Genomic DNA, 19,449 nt, shown 5'->3' on the forward strand with positions numbered 1-19,449 from the left:
AAATTGCCAGTGATTATGTCAGCCATAGCAAGTTTAATCCAGTTTCCCTGTAGAACCAGAACAAAGGTTATGGCAGTCTGTGTGCCGTGATTTGTTTACTATCAAGGAAAAACCATGAGCATTACGCGAATAAAACCCGAAGACCGGTGGTCCGATGCTGTTATCCACAATCAGACTGTTTATTACACTGGTGTCCCGGAAAATCTGGATGCCGATGCTTACCAGCAAACCGCGAATACTCTGGCACAAATCGACACGTTACTGGCATCATTGAAAAGTGATAAAACGCGCATTCTGGATGCCACCATTTTTCTGCCAAATGGTGACGATTTTGCCGCTATGAATCGCGCCTGGGATGAATGGGTCGTTGCTGGTCATGCGCCAGTACGCTGCACCGTACAGGCTGGGCTGATGCACCCACAGTATAAGGTGGAAATAAAAATCATCGCGGCGCTATAACGCCCGGTCCGGACCGTCGATGAACACAGATAAGAGGTGTGATTCGACGGTATAAATCATGTCACTGCTGGCTTGTTACTCCTCTTCTTCGTCCTCATCTTCAAATCGCGCGACAATATGGCTTCCTGTATGCGTAGCCCGAATTTCATTAGCAACAATACTGATAGCTTCACCGCTACTCATTCCGCCACTTATCAGCTCCTGAATACGCTCGACGGCTTGTTGCTGCTGTTCATGACTAAGCGCAGGTAATCCTGAAATCATGTTAAACTCCTTTGACAAGATTTAATGATGTTTATGGTAATCGGTTCCCATTAAATGAAAGTGACCAAGTCCCCTGTTTTTCATATTCTCCCCTGGCAAGCAGATGCCGTACAGCACTACTTTAAACGGCAGTCTCATCAGGCCTGGGCGATGATGCTACATTCTGGTTGCTCTGACCATCCGTATAGTCGTTTTGATATTATGGTTGCAGACCCACTGGCGACGCTCGTCACTCGCGGGAAAACAACGGAAATACAGCGTAAAGGAGTCACCGAATCTTCCGACGACAGTCCTCTGGTACTGCTACAAAACACGCTTGATAGTTATGGATTAAACTGTGTTCCGCAGACAGATATTCCCTTCTGTGGCGGCGCTGTGGGATTGCTCGGTTATGATTTAGGCCGTCACTTTGAAACTCTTCCCGAACAGGCAGAGAAAAGTCTGCATACCCCGGATATGGCCATCGGGATTTATGACTGGGCACTGATAGCTGATAACCAACTCCAGCGTCTGACGCTGGTGAGCTGGGGTGATATCCAAAAGCGCCTCGCTTACCTTGATGCTCCAGACTTATCCTCGCGGCCTCCGTTTCATCTGACCAGCGCCTGGCAGTCCAATATGAGCCGTGAAGAGTATGGAATAAAATTCAATAAAATTCAGGAATATCTGCGTAGTGGTGACTGCTATCAGGTTAATCTTGCCCAGCGTTTTAGTGCCAGCTATCAGGGTGATGAATGGCAAGTCTTTGAAAAACTCAATCAGGCTAACCGCGCACCTTTCAGTGCTTTTTTGCGCCTCCCTGACAGTACAATACTAAGTCTGTCGCCGGAACGTTTTGTACGTTTACAAGATAAACACATTCAAACCCGGCCAATAAAAGGCACGTTACCCCGACTGGCTGACCCACAGGCAGACAAAGAACAAGCATTAAAACTGGCATCATCACCGAAAGATCGGGCAGAAAACTTAATGATTGTTGATCTGCTGAGAAATGATATTGGCAGAGTGGCACGACCAGGCAGCGTTAAAGTACCGGAATTATTTGTGGTCGAGCCGTTTGCCGCTGTGCATCACTTAGTCAGCACAATCACAGCGGTGTTACCCGATACACTCAATGCCTGTGATTTACTCCGTGCAACCTTTCCGGGCGGCTCTATCACTGGCGCACCTAAAGTTCGGGCAATGGAAATCATCGAAGAACTTGAACCGCAGCGGCGCAATGCCTGGTGTGGTTCTGTGGTCTATATCAGTTTTTGCGGCAATATGGACAGCAGTATCACTATTCGAACCCTGACCGCAGAGCAAGGCAAACTCTACTGCTCTGCTGGCGGAGGTATTGTTGCTGACAGTAATGAAAGTGCAGAGTACCAGGAGACTTTTGATAAAGTGAATCGCATTTTGCCGTTGCTGGAGAGCTAAGGTATGACGCTGGATAATTTTCTTGCCCGTTTTCAGTTATTACAGCCGGACAGTCGCCCTCCCGTCAACCATCAGCGCGAAGCTGCGGTACTGGTACCCATTGTTCGACGTCCAAAACCCGGACTATTACTGACGCAACGTTCACTGACCCTGCGTAAACATCCGGGTGAAGTGGCTTTTCCAGGCGGCTCGGTCGATAAGACCGATGAATCATTAATTGCCACTGCATTACGTGAAACCTATGAAGAAATCGCTATCCCACCGCAGGCAGTGGAGGTGATTGGTCGCCTGCCGAGCATTGACAGTGTCACTGGCTTCAGAGTAACGCCGATCCTGGGCATTATTTCACCTGATGTTCCGCTACAAGCAAGTGCTGATGAAGTCGCCGCCATTTTTGAAATGCCGCTTGAAGAAGCGCTGACAACCGGACGGTATCATCCACTCGATATTCAACGTCGAAAAATACCCCATCGCGTCTGGCTTTCCTGGTACGAGAGTTATTTCGTCTGGGGAATGACAGCCAGTATCATTCGCACCCTGTCCCTACAGGTAAACTGCAATACAGATAACACTTTCAGGCGCTAATCTGGACTATATTATGTCAATGTTTTGATCACTTTTTGTTGTCATTAGGTGATTTGTGCTAATGGATTAGTTTAATTCATGTGAATAGTTTACCGGTGGAACCAATAAATTTTTAAACTATGACATAGCAATTTCAAAGCATCATGTTCGGCAACGAACGCCTTAAGAGGAGTTTTACTGTGATTAGTATATTCGACATGTTCAAAGTCGGTATTGGCCCTTCCAGCTCACATACAGTGGGTCCAATGAAAGCCGGTAAACAATTCGTCGATGATCTGGTCGAACGTGGATTACTGGACAGTACGACGCGTATAGCCGTGGATATCTATGGCTCCCTCTCATTGACCGGTAAAGGTCACCACACCGATATCGCAATTATCATGGGTCTGGCAGGTAATCGCCCTGACAATGTGGTGATAGATTCCATTCCCGGTTTTATTCAGGATGTTGAGTCCCGTGGTCGTCTGCTGCTGGCTAGCGGTGCTCACGAAGTCGATTTCCCGGCTGACAATGGTATTCGTTTCCATAGTACCAATCTCCCTTTGCATGAAAATGGGATGTCCATTCATGCTTACAGTAGCGAAAAAGAGATCTACAGCAAAACTTACTACTCCATCGGTGGAGGTTTTATTGTTGATGCTGAGCATTATGGCAAAGTCGATGAAACTGCAATTGTCGTCCCTTATGCTTTCAACTCTGCCGAAGAACTGCTGCAATTTTGCCACCAAACCGGACACTCGATTTCCGGTCTGGTAATGGAAAATGAACTCGCCCTGCACAGCAAGCAAGAAATTGAGCAGTATTTTGCTGATATCTGGAATACGATGCAAGCCTGTATTGACAGGGGTATGACTACCGAAGGCGTATTACCTGGCCCGCTACGTGTTCCGCGTCGTGCTTCTGCTCTGCGCCGTCTGCTGGTTTCCAGTGATAAATTATCCAGCGACCCGATGAATGTCGTGGACTGGGTAAATATGTTCGCCCTCGCCGTAAACGAAGAAAATGCAGCAGGAGGTCGTGTCGTCACGGCGCCAACAAACGGTGCATGTGGAATAGTTCCTGCTGTTCTGGCGTATTATGATCACTTTATTGAGCCTGTTACCCCGGAAATCTATATTCGTTACTTCCTCGCTTCTGGCGCCATTGGAGCACTGTATAAAATGAATGCTTCTATTTCCGGTGCCGAAGTAGGCTGTCAGGGTGAAGTCGGTGTTGCCTGTTCTATGGCGGCGGCCGGGCTTGCGGAGATCCTTGGCGCCAGCCCGGAGCAAGTTTGTATCGCGGCAGAAATTGGCATGGAACACAACTTAGGCTTGACGTGTGACCCGGTTGCCGGACAGGTTCAGGTTCCATGTATCGAGCGTAATGCCATCGCCTCAGTAAAAGCCATCAATGCCACGCGTATGGCAATGCGCCGGACCAGTGCACCACGCGTCTCGCTGGATAAAGTGATTGAAACGATGTATGAAACAGGAAAGGATATGAACGCCAAATATCGTGAAACTTCCCAGGGGGGATTGGCGATTAAAGTTCAGTGTAACTAACAAGAGAGGATCTTTCAGGCCTCAGTCCAGGCAGGCGATGCGCGCAAACAAACTGTGTTATTCGCCTGACTGACAAAACAATGCCAGATCGCGCGAAATATGACGAGAATACACTAACTTATCTTATTTTGTACCAGAGACTCGTCCTGTTATTCACCTGTTTACCATCAGAATCACTCCCCCGTGAAACCGATTACCCGTTTTAGCGCTACTGGCCATCAGAAATTCAGTTTTTTTATTTATATTACCGCTATTTACTCGTCTCCTTAATCATCGCCCACTACAATGTTAACAGGGCGCATTCAGGGTATGTAAAAACCAATCAAGGTGGTTTGGCATGCAAACAGCACAGCGGGTTATTTCTGACTATCGGCGGAGACGGCTGATTGTTTGTATTTTATTTACGACCCTGGTGTTTGTGCTGACTCTGACAATAAAATTTATTACTGAACGCCAGTTAAATGAACAGCGTCTTTTACACTTTAGTGAACGCGCTGTTTCCACTGTCGAAACCTTGCTTGCTCCTTTTGATATGCTCTTTCAGGATGCTTTGCCGCTTATGGTGCTGCCCTGCGAAAATGTTCAACGAACATTACGGGAACATACCGCGAGGGTCCCTACAGTACGTTCTATCTCCCTGGTAAAAAACGGTATTATCTATTGCTCCAGCGTCTTTGGTTCCACTGACTATAATATTCAGACCATGCATCCCCGATTACCCACACCGACTCCTCTGCTATTACTGAGCATTGATCGCTTAATCAATAAAGGTTCACCTATTTTGATTTCATGGCGTCCTGTTCCCACGCATAGCAATGACGGCGTGATACAAGTGATTAACCTGAGCATGCTGGCAGGATTTATTCAGTACACTGATGTTCCATGGATAGACAAAACGATTCTTAATATTGCTGACTCACATTTTGAATACACACATGGAATCGTTAACACTATTGAAGTATCAGCAGATCAGGTACGCCAGGATATATTTTCAGAACACTATCCCTTTTCCATTACCACCGTAGGTCCTTCTGCCACAATTCTGGCTCTCAATAATTTACCTTCACAGTTGCCGCTGGCTATTGTGCTTAGTTTACTGGCAGGAACCTGTGCATGGTTTATGACCGCGAAACGAATGAGTTTCTTCCATGAAATTCATATGGGCCTGGCCGCGCGTGAATTTGAAGTGTATTGCCAGCCACTGATCCATGCCGATAGCGGGGAATGTGTCGGTATTGAACTGCTCTTACGCTGGCATAATCCACGTCAGGGTAATATTTCACCCGATGGTTTTATTCCTCTGGCGGAACAACTTAATTTAATCGTCCCACTTACCTGCTTTGTATTACGTGAAACGGTTAAATATCTCGACCAGCTACCAAAAATGAATGGATTTCATATCAGTCTTAATGTCGCGGCTCGTCATTTTAAAAATGGCGCGATCATTGAGGACCTCAGTCGTTACTGGTTCCCGGCTCATCCTCAGCAGATCCTTATTCTTGAACTCACCGAACGTGATGCTCTGCCCCAAGTTAGCCATCAAGTGGTGCGGGATCTACATCATTCAGGCGTCAGACTGGCCATTGATGATTTTGGTACCGGACACAGCTCGCTGGCATACCTGGAAACACTGAGTCCAGATATACTGAAGATAGATAAGAGTTTTACTGCAGCGATTGGTACAGATGCCGTCAATTCGAAAGTGACCGATATGATTATCGCACTGGGTCATCGATTAAATATTGAACTGATTGCTGAGGGGGTGGAAACCCCGGAACAGGCTGATTTTTTACGCAAACAAGGCGTCAGCCTGTTACAGGGTTATCTCTATGCTAAACCGATGCCACTGACCCAGTTTCCCTACTGGCTGGAGAACCATGACATGGTGATCTCCCGCCAGAAAACAGCGGACATTACCTGACTTAGCCTTCTTCGTCCTCGTGAGCCGGGGATTCTTTAACAACGCGCACTAAGTCAACACGATAGTTATTGGCTTCGATGATTTGTATTTTTAACGGTGCAACTTCCAGCACATCACCTTGTTTCGGGATCTGGCCATTTACCGCAATCACTAATCCTGCAATCGAGGCAATATCTTCATCAATATTGACCAGCGTGTTGATATCCAAACGTTGCTGCAAAGCATGTAAATCCGTCGTTCCTTTTACCAGCCAGCCATCACCATCACGCACGATTTCTGGTGTTTCATCAGCATCAGGGAACTCACCGGCTATCGCTTCCAGGACATCCAGCGGAGTCACCAGACCTTGTACCATGCCAAACTCATCATTAACGATAACAAAGCTGCCACGTGCACGACGTAATACGCCTAATAGATTAATCGGGTCCAGGGTTTCAGGTACCACAATCACCGGAGACTGAGCAGCAACCGCTGCCACATTATCACCTTTGTCCAGCGCCACCAGCAGTTCTTTGGCTCGCGCTACACCGATAACTTCGTCCAGTTCACCCCGACATACCGGGAATAAACTGTGTGGCGATGCCAGCAATTGCTCACGAATTTCTTCATCCGTTTTCAGTGCATCGACCCAGGAAATATCTCCTCTTGGTGTCATAATGCTACGCAGAGAGCGTGAAGCAAGGGTCAGTACACCATTAAGCATGTAACGCTCTTCTTCGGCAAAGGTTTCAGCTTCAATCGGTTTTATCGTATTGTTGCCTTCCCGGATGGGATCATTCTCTTTGCGTTTGTTGCCTATCATATTCAAGATAGCATCGGCGGTACGAGCACGCAGCGGCTGTCGTGACTGGTTACGAATAAAGTTACGCAGTGCAATCTGGTTGAAAAACTCAATGACAATTGAGAAACCAATTGCGGCATACAGATAACCTTTCGGAATATGGAAACCAAAGCCTTCAGCAACCAGGCTCAAGCCGATCATCAGCAGGAAGCTCAAACACAACACCACGACCGTCGGATGTTTGTTGACAAATATAGTCAATGGCTTCGATGCGAGCAGCATAACAATCATGGCAATGGTCACTGCAGCCATCATCACCGGAAGGTGGTTCACCATACCGACTGCCGTAATCACGGCATCCAGCGAGAACACGGCATCAAGCACAACTATCTGTGCGACGACCACCCAGAAACTGGCATAGCCTTTCCCATGACTACCATCATGCTGTTTATTTTCCAACCTCTCATGTAACTCTGTTGTTGCTTTGAAGAGCAAAAACAGTCCCCCAGCCAACATGATCAGTTCACGGCCGGAAAACGTGAAATCACCGACTGAGAATATCGGTTTGGTGAGCGTGACCATCCATGAAATCACCGACAATAAACCCAGACGCATAATCAGGGCCAGAGACAGACCGATCAGGCGAGCTTTATCTCTTTGTTTTGGCGGTAATTTGTCAGCAAGAATAGCAATAAACACCAGGTTATCAATACCCAGTACAACTTCCAGCACGATCAGTGTAAATAGTCCCACCCATATTTGTGGGTCCATCAACAGTTCCATGTCTTACTCCTGTCGCAGACAGCACAAGATCTTGCCTGAAAAGAAGCAAGAACAGCATGAAAAGTGGAATGGTTTTCCGGCCTTGAAGTACCGATATGGAAGGGGAACAGTGAAGTCCCGGAGATGAAAAGACGTCGGTGACGGTCCATAGAGCGGGCTAAAGCCCCTTACTCCTTACAGTTAAACGGACTCTAACAATACCAAAGCCGGGTAGGGTTTGGCAAAGATTTAGCTTTCTTTACCTGAAAATGGAGACTAATTAGATTTATTTCACGCTACGAAAATATTATGCAACAACAGTTCTAAATTACGGATCCTCATCACATAAATTATTTTTTTCACAGCCTAAAATAAATTATGTGAGTCATTAGTTACTTTATTGACCACGCAATTTGAATCGTTTCGCTACACTTATTACGAACATTGGTGCTCATTATGAGCTACGTCATCGCAACAATAGGAGGTAGCAAGTGACTATTGCTATTGTTATAGGCACACACGGATTTGCAGCAGAGCAACTGCTTAAGACTGCTGAGATGTTACTGGGCGAGCAAGAGAATGTCGGCTGGATAGATTTTGTTCCTGGGGAAAATGCCGAAACATTGATCGTTAAATATAACGCGCAACTGGAAAAACTTGATACATCTGGAGGTGTGCTGTTCTTAGTAGACACTTGGGGAGGCAGCCCATTTAATGCCGCCAGCAGGATTGTTGTTGATAAAGAAAAGTATGAAGTGATTGCCGGAGTCAATATCCCCATGTTAGTGGAAACACTCATGGCTCGCGATGATAATCCTTCCTTTGATGAACTCGTTGCACTGGCCGTTGAAACAGGCAGAGAAGGTGTAAAAGCCCTCAAAGCGGCGCCAGTAGAAAAAACCACACCCGCTCCGACAGCACCAAAACCAGCGGCGCCCGCTAAACCCATGGGACCTAATGACTACATGGTTCTTGGTTTGGTCCGTATCGATGACCGTTTGATCCATGGACAAGTCGCCACTCGCTGGACGAAAGAAACCAATGTTACACGCATTATTGTTGTCAGCGATGAAGTAGCGGCCGATACCGTGCGTAAAACATTACTGACCCAAGTCGCACCTCCCGGAGTGACAGCGCACGTTGTTGACGTCGAGAAGATGATCCGCGTTTACAATAACCCTAAGTATGCAGGAGACAGAGTCATGTTGCTGTTTACTAATCCGACCGATGTGGTTCGTCTGGTCGAAGCCGGGGTTAAAATTACCAGTGTTAATATTGGTGGTATGGCATTCCGTCAAGGAAAAACACAGGTCAATAACGCAATTTCTATCGATGCTACGGATATTGAAGCTTTCAATAAATTAAATGCACGTGGAATTGAGCTTGAGGCACGAAAAGTATCTTCAGACCAGAAAATTAAAATGATGGATCTTATTGCTAAAGTTAACTAACGATATTTTAGTCAAATAAGTTACTCAGATTTCACACTTAAGTCATCACCAATAGGAGAAGTACAATGGAGATTACTATTCTTCAGATTGTGCTGGTGTTTATCGTCGCTAGTATTGCGGGTATGGCTTCCATACTTGATGAATTTCAGTTTCACCGCCCGCTGGTTGCCTGTACCTTAATCGGTATCGTTCTTGGGGACATGACTACTGGTATCATTATCGGTGGTACCCTGGAAATGATAGCGCTGGGCTGGATGAATATCGGGGCAGCTGTAGCACCTGATGCCGCGCTGGCTTCCATTATTTCAACTATTCTGGTTATTGCTGGCCATCAAAGCATTGGCGCAGGTATTGCCCTCGCCATTCCTCTGGCGGCTGCAGGCCAGGTGTTAACCATCATTGTGCGTACCATTACCGTTGGTTTCCAGCACGCAGCGGACAAAGCCGCTGAAAGCGGTAATCTGTCGGCAATATCCTGGCTCCATGTGTCAGCGCTGATCCTGCAAGCAATGCGTGTTGCTGTTCCTGCCGTCATCGTGGCTATTTCTGTGGGTACTAACGAAGTACAGTCAATGCTCAACGCCATTCCAGAAGTCATCACCAGTGGTCTTAATATCGCCGGTGGCATGATTGTGGTGGTCGGCTATGCGATGGTCATCAATATGATGCGCGCAGGGTACCTGATGCCGTTCTTCTACTTAGGATTCGTTACTGCTGCCTTTACCAACTTCAACCTGGTTGCTCTGGGTGTAATTGGTACTGTCATGGCTATTCTCTACATTCAGCTTAGCCCGAAATATAACCGTTCTGCAGGTGAGCCGACTCGTGCCGCTGCCGCTAACGACCTCGATAACGAACTCGACTAAAGGTGAAAGAAATGGTTGATACAACTAAAATAGCAACTGAAAAGAAACTGACACCAGGTGATGTTCGTGGCGTAATCTGGCGTTCAAACTTGTTCCAGGGTTCATGGAACTTCGAACGTATGCAAGCACTTGGATTCTGTTACTGCATGGTTCCGGCGATTAAGCGTTTATACCCGGAGAATAACGAAGAACGTCGTCTGGCCATTAAACGCCACCTTGAGTTTTTCAACACCCAGCCATACGTAGCAGCCCCGGTTCTTGGGGTAACGCTGGCCATGGAAGAGCAACGTGCCAATGGCGCACCTATTGATGACGCGGCAATCAACGGCCTGAAAGTAGGTCTGATGGGACCACTGGCGGGTGTCGGTGACCCTATTTTCTGGGGTACCGTTCGTCCGGTATTTGCGGCCCTCGGTGCCGGTATCGCGATGAGCGGAAGTCTGCTCGGACCGTTACTGTTCTTTGTTCTGTTTAACATTGTTCGTTTGTTAACCCTTTATTACGGTGTTGCTTACGGTTATCAGAAAGGTGTCGATATCGTTAAGGATATGAGTGGTGGCTTCCTGCAAAAAATGACGGAAGGGGCGTCCATTCTTGGCCTCTTTGTCATGGGGGCATTGGTCAATAAATGGACCCATGTCGATATACCGCTGGTAGTTTCGACGATCACCGATCCAACCGGTGCCGTACATGTTACTACCATACAAACAATCCTTGATCAGTTAATGCCTGGTCTGGTACCGCTGCTGTTGACCTTCGGCTGTATGTGGCTATTACGTAAGAAAGTCAACGCGCTGTGGATTATCATGGGCTTCTTCGTACTGGGTATTGTCGGTTATGCTATTGGCCTGCTCGGTGTGTAAATGGCAGAGAACTGCAAGGGTTTTACCCCCTGTTAAGCCATAAATGAAGAGGGAGACATTGTCTCCCTCTTGTTCGTTTCTTTTTCCCTGAGAAGCTTGTCAAATCAGAAAATCATCACAGGGGATTTGAGTTTATGGGACGTTGGTGCCCCGATAATATTTCTGTCAGAGATGTATGTTATGACATTAACTGATTTGGTCTTGATTGTTTTTATCGTTTTATTGCTGGTCTGGGCTATTCATGATGAATTCATTATGGATAAACGCCATGGAAAAACATTACTCTGCGTTCCCCTGCTACGTCGTAACCGCATCGATGGTTCTATTTTTGTGGTGCTTGTTGCCATCCTTATCTATAACAATATATCAACACAAGGAACGCTGATCACAACATGGTTACTTTGTGCACTGATGTTATTATCCATTTATATTTCATGGATAAGGAAACCGAAATTATTACTGAAATCAGAGGGGCTTTTTTTCGCCAATGTCTGGATTAGCTATAGCCGTATTCAGGCAATGAATTTATCTGAAGATGGCGTATTAGTTATACAGTTAGAGCAAAGGCGCCTGCTCATTCGCGTCAGGAATATTGACGATCTGGAGAAAATTTATAAAATAATGATTACAACTCAATGAGTTGAAATTATAGCATTGTCTATATTTCCGCTGCATTTTTCAGCACTAATATATAGACAATGCTATATTTAACCAAGTGTTAATAAGTGAATTAAAATACAGCAACATACGCGCTGATTTATAATCAAATAAAATTCAATAGTTGTTTTAAAGATAAAAAATATGTTAAGGTTGCACCCGTCAGTGGGGAGTAGCCGATTTCCTGTATGGATTTGTACATGTCAACATACTCGTTCTTACCAACAGGTGATAAAACGTGGCATGTACGCCTCAGTATTCTGAGTAGGCGAGACCATAGGCGCGCACCATCGTAAGTTGGGGATGGACTGCGTGCATATGGATATTCCCAGCTGAGGTTGTTTCATGAACTTTTCCGCCACAATCTTGCTTGCCTTTGGTATGTCCATGGATGCCTTCGCTGCCTCCATTGGTAAAGGTGCAGCACTTCATAAGCCTAAATTTTCTGAAGCTTTACGCACCGGCCTTATTTTTGGCGTAATTGAAACCCTTACGCCGCTGATTGGCTGGGGACTCGGCTACCTGGCCAACGAAGTTGTTATGGTGCTGAATAATTGGATTGCCTTTATTCTTCTGGCCTTTCTCGGCAGCCGGATGGTGATTAATGGCTTTCGTGATAACCCTGAAGAAAACACCCCCAAAATCCATCGCCATGGATTCTGGCTGCTGGTGACTACCGCGATTGCCACCAGTTTGGATGCAATGGCGGTGGGTGTCGGCCTTGCCTTCCTTGAAGTCAATATCATCGTTACCGCGCTGGCTATCGGTTGTGCGACTGCAATTATGTCAACGCTGGGTTTAATGATTGGCCGCTTCCTCGGCCCAATGTTCGGTAAACGTGCAGAAATTCTCGGCGGTATTGTTCTGATTGGTATTGGCGCGGAAATCATCTATAGCTATTTAACCGCCTGACCGTCACCCTGTCCTGATATTTACGCACAAAGCGACGGTGATGACGTCGCTTTGTTTTTTTCAAAGGCTCCCGAATGGATCAGGCGCATACATTTACGGGTTATCCTTCTCTCTTTCCCATACCCGCACCACAAAATCGGTTTCACAGGCAAAGTGAACAGCGTGATTTAGCTGTTGCCATACCTCAGCGCGCGCACGCCAGGCAAAGGGCGTCATTTGCAGCAAGGTCACGGCCTGTTCACCGGATAACGCCATATTCCAGGCCGGTTGCAGAGTCTGTTTCAGGATAAAATGAGGCATCTCTTCCGATACCTCATGATGTAACTCGACTTGCTGATAGATAAGCTCTTTTAACTGATACAAATGCCGTGGCCCCGGGGTCGCGGTAATCACTACGCCTCCTGGCTTCACAACTCGAGCCAGCTCTGCAGCGTTACAGGGGGCAAAAATCCGGATAATGGCATCCATGCTGGCGTCCGCAAAAGGTAATCGCTGACTGGATGCCACACAAAAACGCACGCCCCGATAGCGCCTGGCAGCATAGCGAATCGCGACTTTCGAGACATCCAGACCGTAGGTCTCCCCTCCCTTACCCGCTCTGACTTCTGCAAATGCCCCTGTGTAGTACCCTTCTCCACATCCTATATCTAGCAGGACTTCAGGAGAGAGTTGCTGCAATACATCGCTGATAGTCTCTCGCAACGGCAAATAATGTCCTGCATCCAGAAAGGCACGGCGCGCCTGAATCATTTCGCCACTGTCCCCCGGTTCTTTTGAGCGCTTATGCTGTACAGGCAATAAATTGAGATACCCTTCTCTGGCAACATCAAATTGATGTCTGTTATCGCAGCAAAAGCTCTTTGCCGTCTGAACCAGTGGGGAATAGCATAGGGGACAAAGCCAGGACATCAGACACTCCAGTATTCATAAAGAGGGCTAAGTGTACAGCCGAATCAGCGCAGCGCAAACTACAATACCGAGTAACTTGATATACCAAAAATAATTCGAGTGGCTTGTGGGCTCCCAGTTCAGCCCGTCGATGAGCATAGATAAACCCTGTGATTCGGCGGGCTGAACGCAGGCAGCAGCCAGGCAACTTTAAGTATGACGGATATATAAGGTAAAAAAGCAACCGCCTCTAATTAACGAGCAGATGAGTCCAAATGATAAATAGAGCGGATATGAATACCGGAGATAAGAATAGATGCATGGATATGTTGTCAGACAAGATAATCCCCCCCAGATAACATCTGACCATCCTGAACTGACGTAACATAATACCTGCAGGCGTACCAAGCCTATTATACAATATGACTGAATGAATAAGTTATATCGATGTTAACATTGTGGAGTCGGGGGCTATGCAATACCATCATATTTGTCATATCTGTGTAATAAATCACAAAATAAACGCTTAATTCCCCACGACCATCATTATATGCCAATTCCAACTATTGATTAAAACGTATCCATCACCTCACCAGACCATATGCTGACTATCGTCGGTTTTTTCGTGTTATAGAGTAAATAATACTTATATATAAATTTCATAAATATTTAACACAAAAATAAAAAAAGCCCCATTTAAATGGGGCTTTTATCTTAGCTCTGGACTATACCGTCATAGTTTAAATGATCAGGGTATATACAGACCAAAGATGCAATTAGATAGCAGTTACGTTAACTGCAGCAGGACCTTTCTGGCCGTCCTGGATTTCAAACTCAACGTTTTGGCCTTCAGCCAAGGTTTTGAAGCCATTACCCTGGATTGCAGAAAAGTGTACGAATACATCCTTGCTGCCATCAGCTGGAGTAATGAAGCCGAAACCTTTGGATTCGTTGAACCACTTAACTTGACCTTTAATCTTTGCCATTTTGCAAATTCCTTAGAGTGTTTTTCGCCCGCAGGCATACTATATAAATAAAACAACGATATTACTGCATGAGGCACTGATATAAGGCTCGGCAGAGAAGCGGTATTCAACGACAACGTTTTTACTCAAAACTTCTTTACTGAAAATGCCACACATAACCAGAAGTGACCTCGTTTGACCAAACGTGTTATCACATACAACGTTAACAATGGCAAGCCATTTTTAAACATGTATCGATCTGATGCACAAACTCATAAAAATAAGTGATTTTTTAGAAAACAACTCACTTTATTTGAATGCGCACTTACCAAAAAACTTGCAGCAACAACGCGTACCGCCGGCAAGTTCCAACAACAATATAACCATAACTTAAAGCATTGTTGTCGTCTAGAAAAAGACGCAAGAAAATTAGATCTTCATCGTATATCTTTATGATAATTAACTATCGTCTAAGAAAAAATCATGCTAAGCATAACGATTACCTATTGGCTCTTTTATAGACAATAGAATAGCCTTCCTCATACTACATAATATATTAAGCATTAATAAAAATACTTTACTCTCTTTTTATGAATTAATACCTGATAAATAGCGATGCTATTATGTACTATCAGACATAGCACTCTAATGGTGTTAAATAATGCCTGCTGGCAGAACGCTAACAGGCGTTGGTCATATTATGGCCAGTCGAGTTTTTTTCGGTTTTATATCCTGAACAGTCCGTTTATTTCGGCAAAAAATTCTTCGGGTTATCAGTGCAACTGACACATAACGCAACTGCGCCCCACGCTTATTTTTGTTTAATTAACGCTCAGCCACCATTCTCACCAAGTCATCTTCCGGGAGCGTCTCACTGACTGTCTCAACCACCGTTTCCGGTTCGTTAGCTTCACACAGACGACGCAACAAACTGTTTTGTCGTTTTTGTAAATCAACCAGTTCCTCAAGTAGAGCAATCTGCTCGTTCGCTCTCAGACTGGCACGATTCATAAAAAACCATAACAACACGACTAACAGCAGTACCACAAGAGACGCCGCCAGTGACACAATATTGATTGTGTCAGCAGAAAACCATGCCACTTCGTTCATTTCAACCACCTCAATAAAAACACTATTCTACACCTGAGGAGGAAAGAGAAAAATCGCTACCAGGGAATAAATTTGTTGATAGTGCAAGAACCGATGAAAAATGCCACATCCTGGTCACACATAACGTTCAGCATCTGAGTCCACAGCAATACACAGACAACCAGTATGGCCAATACAATCACCCACTTGTACTTTTTCACACGTCACTCCGCATATATAGCCGTTTCAGTCGTGATTCTGCTAACGGCCGCATTTTATCATCAGAAACACGGTTTCTGACTATAAAACGGAAAAATGATAGCGAAATAATTGAAGTGAATAAATTAGTCTGAAGAAGCGTAAGAAAACCGCAACTCAGTGTGTATGAGCTGCGGTTTTTTATTAGAAAGGATAGTCGTGATAGCCCATTTGCTCTGAAATAGCCCGAGCAGCGTCATGCAACATTTTAACGTACTCATGAAGCCGCTGTTCTGAGAAGCGAATCGTCGGAAATGAGATACTCAGCCCGGCAATGACCACGCCAAAACGGTCAAAAACGGGTACTGCAATGCAACGCAGACCTTCTTCCTGTTCTTCATTGTCTTCGCCAAATCCCTGCTCACGCACCGTCTGCAGCACGACCAGTAGCTCTTCAGTACTCGCAATGGTACGTTCAGTGCTACGGGTGTATTCGACATCTGCAAGGATTTCTTTTACCTCTTCAGGATTACGCCAGGCCAGTAACACCTTACCGATAGCAGTACTGTGCAAAGGGTTACGACGTCCAATACGCGAATACATCCTCAGGTTATACATCGAGTCAATTTTGTGAATATAAACGATGCTGTCTTCATCCAAGGCACCTAAGTGAATCGTTTCCTTGGTCAGACGCGACAGTTCACGCATCTGAATGTCAGCGCTGCGGATTAAATCAACATTTTGTAAAGCCCGAGCACCCAGTTCAAACAGCTTGAGAGTCAAAGAATATTTTTCGGACTCCCCTTCCTGAGCAACATACCCCAGGGATTTCATGGTTTGCAAAAAACGATATACCGTGCTTTTTGACATCATCACGCGTTGCGATAACTCGGTGATACCAATCTCACGTTCTTCTCCAAGCGCTTGCAGAATACCAAAAACTTTCAGCACTGAAGATACAGAATCGGGTTGTTTATCCAGATCTGTAAGAGCCATTTATCACCTCTACCGCATGTGTTTTATAAAAATCAGAACTCTTTTTTATTATAAAATGCAGCGGCTATCATCGCAATCACTCTGTTGTTTCTACGCACGAATCTGCGACAGATTTCTTATATTTTGATGCTAAACTGATATATTTACACAGAACTGACAAAGAATTCGTTGAATATGGAAAAAAAACCGTTAGATGGTTTACCCGTACCACAGCGTTATGGCGCAATACTGACCGTGGGTTTAGGAATTACCATCGCCGTGCTTGATGGTACGATCGCCAATGTTGCCTTACCCACCATAGCTCATGACCTCAATGCCACTCCCGCTGAATCTATCTGGATTGTGAATGCCTATCAGATAGCCATAATTGCCTCGATGTTATCGCTCTCTTTTCTGGGTGATATCTTCGGTCACCGTCGAGTTTATCAGTGCGGACTGGCTGTCTTCTGTGTGACATCGATACTCTGCGCCGCCTCCACTTCACTGTCGATGCTCACGGCTGCCCGTATATTGCAAGGTTTAGGCGGTGCTGCGTTGATGAGCGTGAATACAGCTCTGATTCGTCTCATATACCCAAAAAGCCTGCTCGGAAGAGGCATGGGTATTAACTCTTTCGTGGTTGCCGTCTCTTCGGCAGCCGGACCGACAGTGGCCGCTGCGATTCTCACATGGGGTTCATGGCACTGGTTGTTTCTCATTAATGTACCTATTGCCCTGGCTGCGTTGCTTATCTCTCTGCGCTATTTGCCAGCCAATAACACAGCCACCAAGCAGCGCTTTGATATTCCGAGTGCGTTGATGAACGCTGCAACGTTTGGCCTGCTGATTTCTGCTATCAGTGGTTTTTCTCAGGGGCAGTCAGCGCTGTTAATTACTGCTGAAGTTATCGCATTCCTGGTGATTGGTTATTTCTTTGTTCGCCGCCAGTTACGACTTCCGGTACCGCTACTACCGGTTGATTTATTAAGGATCCCTATTTTTTCACTTTCTATGGCTACCTCAGTTTGCTCTTTTACGGCGCAAATGCTGGCTTTTGTCTCATTGCCATTTTTTCTGCAGAGCGTACTGGGGCGCAGCGAGGTTGATACAGGCCTGTTACTCACTCCCTGGCCTCTTGCCACTATGGTTATGGCACCACTGGCGGGATATCTCATTGGGCGGGTTAATTCCGGGCTAATGGGGTCCGTCGGGATGCTGGCCATGGCTGTCGGCTTGTTCTCTCTCGCCCTGCTTCCGGCGAACCCTACTGACAGCGAAATTATCTGGCGCATGGCTCTGTGCGGAGCAGGATTTGGACTGTTCCAGTCTCCCAATAACCACACTATTATCTCTTCCGCGCCAGAGGGGCGTAGTGGTGGTGCTAGTGGAATGCTGGGAACTGCACGGTTACTGGGTCAAAGCAGTGGTGCGGCACTCGTTGCTCTGCTGTTTAACCTGTTTATTCACCATGGTACGTACGCATCGCTGATCCTCGCGGGTGTCTTCTCCGTACTGGCCGCTATTGTCAGCGGACTGCGGATTAACGAGTCCAAAAGAATGTCGGAGCGAAATAGTCCCAAAATATAAAGCTGTCATCCCTCCCTTGGATGCAATGTTCAGCGCGGCCAGCATTATCTGACAGGCCGCGCTGAAAGAGCCTCCAGCAACAGCGATATAACGAAGTTCATCACAGACACTGAATATGTTTTCGTGGTGAATTTCATTGTGACAGACAAAAAAACCAAACAACAATATTACTTTCGAAAGTACTTCATACTGTATTGATGATTAAATTCCACGAATAAAGAAAGCAAGTAAAAATAACACCCACAAAAATATCGCCAGTCAAATATACAACCAGAAGTATCCGTAAAATAAAATTCCAGAAAGATAATTAAAATTAAAGTTACAAAAGAACACACATAAATACTCTGACTCCACTATAGTTAAATAGTCATCTAGCAAAACCCGTGACAATTTAACTTTGGAGATAAATAATGAATCAAGATCGCATCAGCGGAAACTGGAAACAATTCAAAGGTAAAGTGAAAGAGCAATGGGGCAAACTAACTGAGGATGACCTGAACGTCGTCGAGGGTAAACGAGACCAGCTTGCCGGGCGTATTCAGGAGCGTTACGGCTATACCAAAGAGCAGGTCGAAAAAGAAATGAAAGACTGGGAAGACTCCAGTAAATATAAGTGGTAAACCCCAACGGCCTGCATATATGCAGGCCTTCTTTTCTCCAGCACGAATAATATCCTTTCAACATCACCACACTCAAACTCATTACACTTAACTATCATTATCTACATCAGTTTATCAATAAAGTTATTGGTTCCTGCCGTGCCCTGCATTGTCAACAGCGGTTATATATTCTGCTTCTGGTGAAAAGATCTGAATATCATCTTATGAGATTAAGACTATTGTATTTACCCCATTAAGTGAGTTACCCCCGCATAATGGCTGTTAACTCACTTATCAGGCAGTCTTTAATATAAATAAGGTAATCAGGATAATGGACAGGTAATATCATCTGCTTTTGTTTCATCATTCGCACCAGTATCGATTGTGGCACTTGCCGCTGCACTATTGTTCTCCATTCCTGATACATTAATCCCGGCTCAGCTTTAAGACTTTGTGACCGCTCCTGACTGACCGCAACAACGATTTACTCTTGCCTGGTGATTTTACCGACTTATGTAGAGAGCCGTTATCGCGCACCACAGTCGTTGTAGGATAGCTCTCAAGGCGTTATACGCCATATTTAGCGCCATCGAGTAGGAGGCAGGATCACTCCTGCCGTCCTCTCACACCACCGTACGTACGGTTCCGTATACGGCGGTTCATG

At 45.7% G+C, this 19,449-nt stretch carries 19 protein-coding genes, 1 pseudogene and 1 riboswitch; of the genes and pseudogenes, 12 read left to right on the plus strand and 8 right to left on the minus strand.

Annotated features, from left to right (window positions below; all coding sequences use genetic code 11):
* The first annotated feature begins 114 nt into the window (after window positions 1-114).
* The gene (locus Q1A40_RS19830) at window positions 115-459 is read left to right on the plus strand and encodes a RidA family protein (RefSeq protein WP_300004259.1); all 345 of its coding nucleotides are present in this window, start codon (window positions 115-117) and stop codon (window positions 457-459) included.
* Window positions 460-534: 75 nt separating this feature from the next.
* Here Q1A40_RS19830 and Q1A40_RS19835 read toward each other — a convergent pair whose 3' ends face one another.
* Window positions 535-723 carry a YoaH family protein gene (locus Q1A40_RS19835; RefSeq protein WP_300004262.1) on the minus strand — a complete coding sequence of 63 codons (189 nt, stop codon included), beginning with the start codon at window positions 721-723 and terminating at the stop codon, window positions 535-537.
* Between the two features lie 54 nt (window positions 724-777).
* Between Q1A40_RS19835 and pabB the strand changes: the two genes are divergently transcribed.
* From pabB to Q1A40_RS19855, 4 genes are all read left to right on the plus strand, one after another.
* Window positions 778-2,142: an aminodeoxychorismate synthase component 1 gene (gene pabB / locus Q1A40_RS19840; RefSeq protein ID WP_300004264.1), complete on the plus strand. Its 1,365-nt coding sequence runs from the start codon at window positions 778-780 to the stop codon at window positions 2,140-2,142.
* Window positions 2,143-2,145: 3 nt separating this feature from the next.
* A complete protein-coding gene (locus Q1A40_RS19845; protein ID WP_300004267.1) occupies window positions 2,146-2,727 on the plus strand; it encodes a CoA pyrophosphatase in 582 nt (193 codons plus the stop codon).
* A 179-nt stretch (window positions 2,728-2,906) separates the two neighbouring features.
* Window positions 2,907-4,271, plus strand: coding sequence for an L-serine ammonia-lyase (gene sdaA / locus Q1A40_RS19850; RefSeq protein ID WP_300004270.1), 1,365 nt, complete (start codon window positions 2,907-2,909; stop codon window positions 4,269-4,271).
* A gap of 337 nt (window positions 4,272-4,608) precedes the next feature.
* Window positions 4,609-6,192 carry an EAL domain-containing protein gene (locus tag Q1A40_RS19855; RefSeq protein ID WP_300004273.1) on the plus strand — a complete coding sequence of 528 codons (1,584 nt, stop codon included), beginning with the start codon at window positions 4,609-4,611 and terminating at the stop codon, window positions 6,190-6,192.
* Between the two features lies 1 nt (window position 6,193).
* Here Q1A40_RS19855 and Q1A40_RS19860 read toward each other — a convergent pair whose 3' ends face one another.
* A complete protein-coding gene (locus Q1A40_RS19860; protein WP_300004276.1) occupies window positions 6,194-7,756 on the minus strand; it encodes a TerC family protein in 1,563 nt (520 codons plus the stop codon).
* A 470-nt stretch (window positions 7,757-8,226) separates the two neighbouring features.
* Here Q1A40_RS19860 and manX point away from each other — a divergent pair, with 470 nt between their 5' ends.
* The 5 genes from manX (at window position 8,227) to mntP (ending at window position 12,484) form a co-directional block, all read left to right on the plus strand.
* The gene (gene manX / locus Q1A40_RS19865; protein WP_300004279.1) at window positions 8,227-9,186 is read left to right on the plus strand and encodes a PTS mannose transporter subunit IIAB; all 960 of its coding nucleotides are present in this window, start codon (window positions 8,227-8,229) and stop codon (window positions 9,184-9,186) included.
* A gap of 65 nt (window positions 9,187-9,251) precedes the next feature.
* A complete protein-coding gene (locus tag Q1A40_RS19870; RefSeq protein ID WP_300004281.1) occupies window positions 9,252-10,052 on the plus strand; it encodes a PTS mannose/fructose/sorbose transporter subunit IIC in 801 nt (266 codons plus the stop codon).
* 11 nt (window positions 10,053-10,063) lie between these two features.
* Window positions 10,064-10,915, plus strand: coding sequence for a PTS mannose transporter subunit IID (locus Q1A40_RS19875; protein ID WP_300004283.1), 852 nt, complete (start codon window positions 10,064-10,066; stop codon window positions 10,913-10,915).
* 180 nt (window positions 10,916-11,095) lie between these two features.
* A complete protein-coding gene (locus Q1A40_RS19880; RefSeq protein WP_300004285.1) occupies window positions 11,096-11,554 on the plus strand; it encodes a DUF986 family protein in 459 nt (152 codons plus the stop codon).
* A 173-nt stretch (window positions 11,555-11,727) separates the two neighbouring features.
* Window positions 11,728-11,911, plus strand: a riboswitch (yybP-ykoY riboswitch).
* Window positions 11,912-11,917: 6 nt separating this feature from the next.
* Window positions 11,918-12,484, plus strand: coding sequence for a manganese efflux pump MntP (gene mntP, locus Q1A40_RS19885; RefSeq protein WP_300004287.1), 567 nt, complete (start codon window positions 11,918-11,920; stop codon window positions 12,482-12,484).
* Between the two features lie 93 nt (window positions 12,485-12,577).
* Here the strand turns inward: mntP and rlmA are convergent, their stop codons facing one another.
* The 6 genes and pseudogenes from rlmA to kdgR all read right to left on the minus strand — a co-directional run bounded on the left by rlmA (window position 12,578) and on the right by kdgR (window position 16,620).
* Window positions 12,578-13,393: a 23S rRNA (guanine(745)-N(1))-methyltransferase gene (gene rlmA / locus Q1A40_RS19890; protein ID WP_300004289.1), complete on the minus strand. Its 816-nt coding sequence runs from the start codon at window positions 13,391-13,393 to the stop codon at window positions 12,578-12,580.
* Window positions 13,394-14,148: 755 nt separating this feature from the next.
* Entirely contained in the window at window positions 14,149-14,358 is a 210-nt protein-coding gene (cspE, locus tag Q1A40_RS19895; RefSeq protein WP_001062678.1) for a transcription antiterminator/RNA stability regulator CspE, read from the minus strand.
* Window positions 14,345-14,514: pseudogene (locus Q1A40_RS19900) on the minus strand (DUF2627 domain-containing protein). The gene cspE and the pseudogene Q1A40_RS19900 overlap by 14 nt, the downstream one beginning before the upstream one ends.
* Before the next feature lie 648 nt (window positions 14,515-15,162).
* Window positions 15,163-15,447: a YebO family protein gene (locus tag Q1A40_RS19905; RefSeq protein ID WP_300004313.1), complete on the minus strand. Its 285-nt coding sequence runs from the start codon at window positions 15,445-15,447 to the stop codon at window positions 15,163-15,165.
* A gap of 56 nt (window positions 15,448-15,503) precedes the next feature.
* The gene (locus Q1A40_RS19910; RefSeq protein ID WP_300004316.1) at window positions 15,504-15,647 is read right to left on the minus strand and encodes a PhoP/PhoQ regulator MgrB; all 144 of its coding nucleotides are present in this window, start codon (window positions 15,645-15,647) and stop codon (window positions 15,504-15,506) included.
* Window positions 15,648-15,828: 181 nt separating this feature from the next.
* Entirely contained in the window at window positions 15,829-16,620 is a 792-nt protein-coding gene (gene kdgR / locus Q1A40_RS19915; RefSeq protein ID WP_300004319.1) for a DNA-binding transcriptional regulator KdgR, read from the minus strand.
* 174 nt (window positions 16,621-16,794) lie between these two features.
* On the opposite strand from kdgR, the gene Q1A40_RS19920 reads away from it, so the two are divergent.
* Both Q1A40_RS19920 and Q1A40_RS19925 read left to right on the plus strand, forming a co-directional pair.
* Entirely contained in the window at window positions 16,795-18,186 is a 1,392-nt protein-coding gene (locus Q1A40_RS19920) for an MFS transporter (RefSeq protein WP_300004322.1), read from the plus strand.
* 410 nt (window positions 18,187-18,596) lie between these two features.
* On the plus strand, window positions 18,597-18,806 hold the full coding sequence (locus Q1A40_RS19925; protein ID WP_300004325.1) for a CsbD family protein: 210 nt from the start codon (window positions 18,597-18,599) through the stop codon (window positions 18,804-18,806).
* Window positions 18,807-19,449: the final 643 nt, after the last annotated feature.

Origin of the sequence: uncultured Cedecea sp. (assembly GCF_947498825.1) — a bacterium.
Lineage (GTDB): Bacteria > Pseudomonadota > Gammaproteobacteria > Enterobacterales > Enterobacteriaceae > JGM124.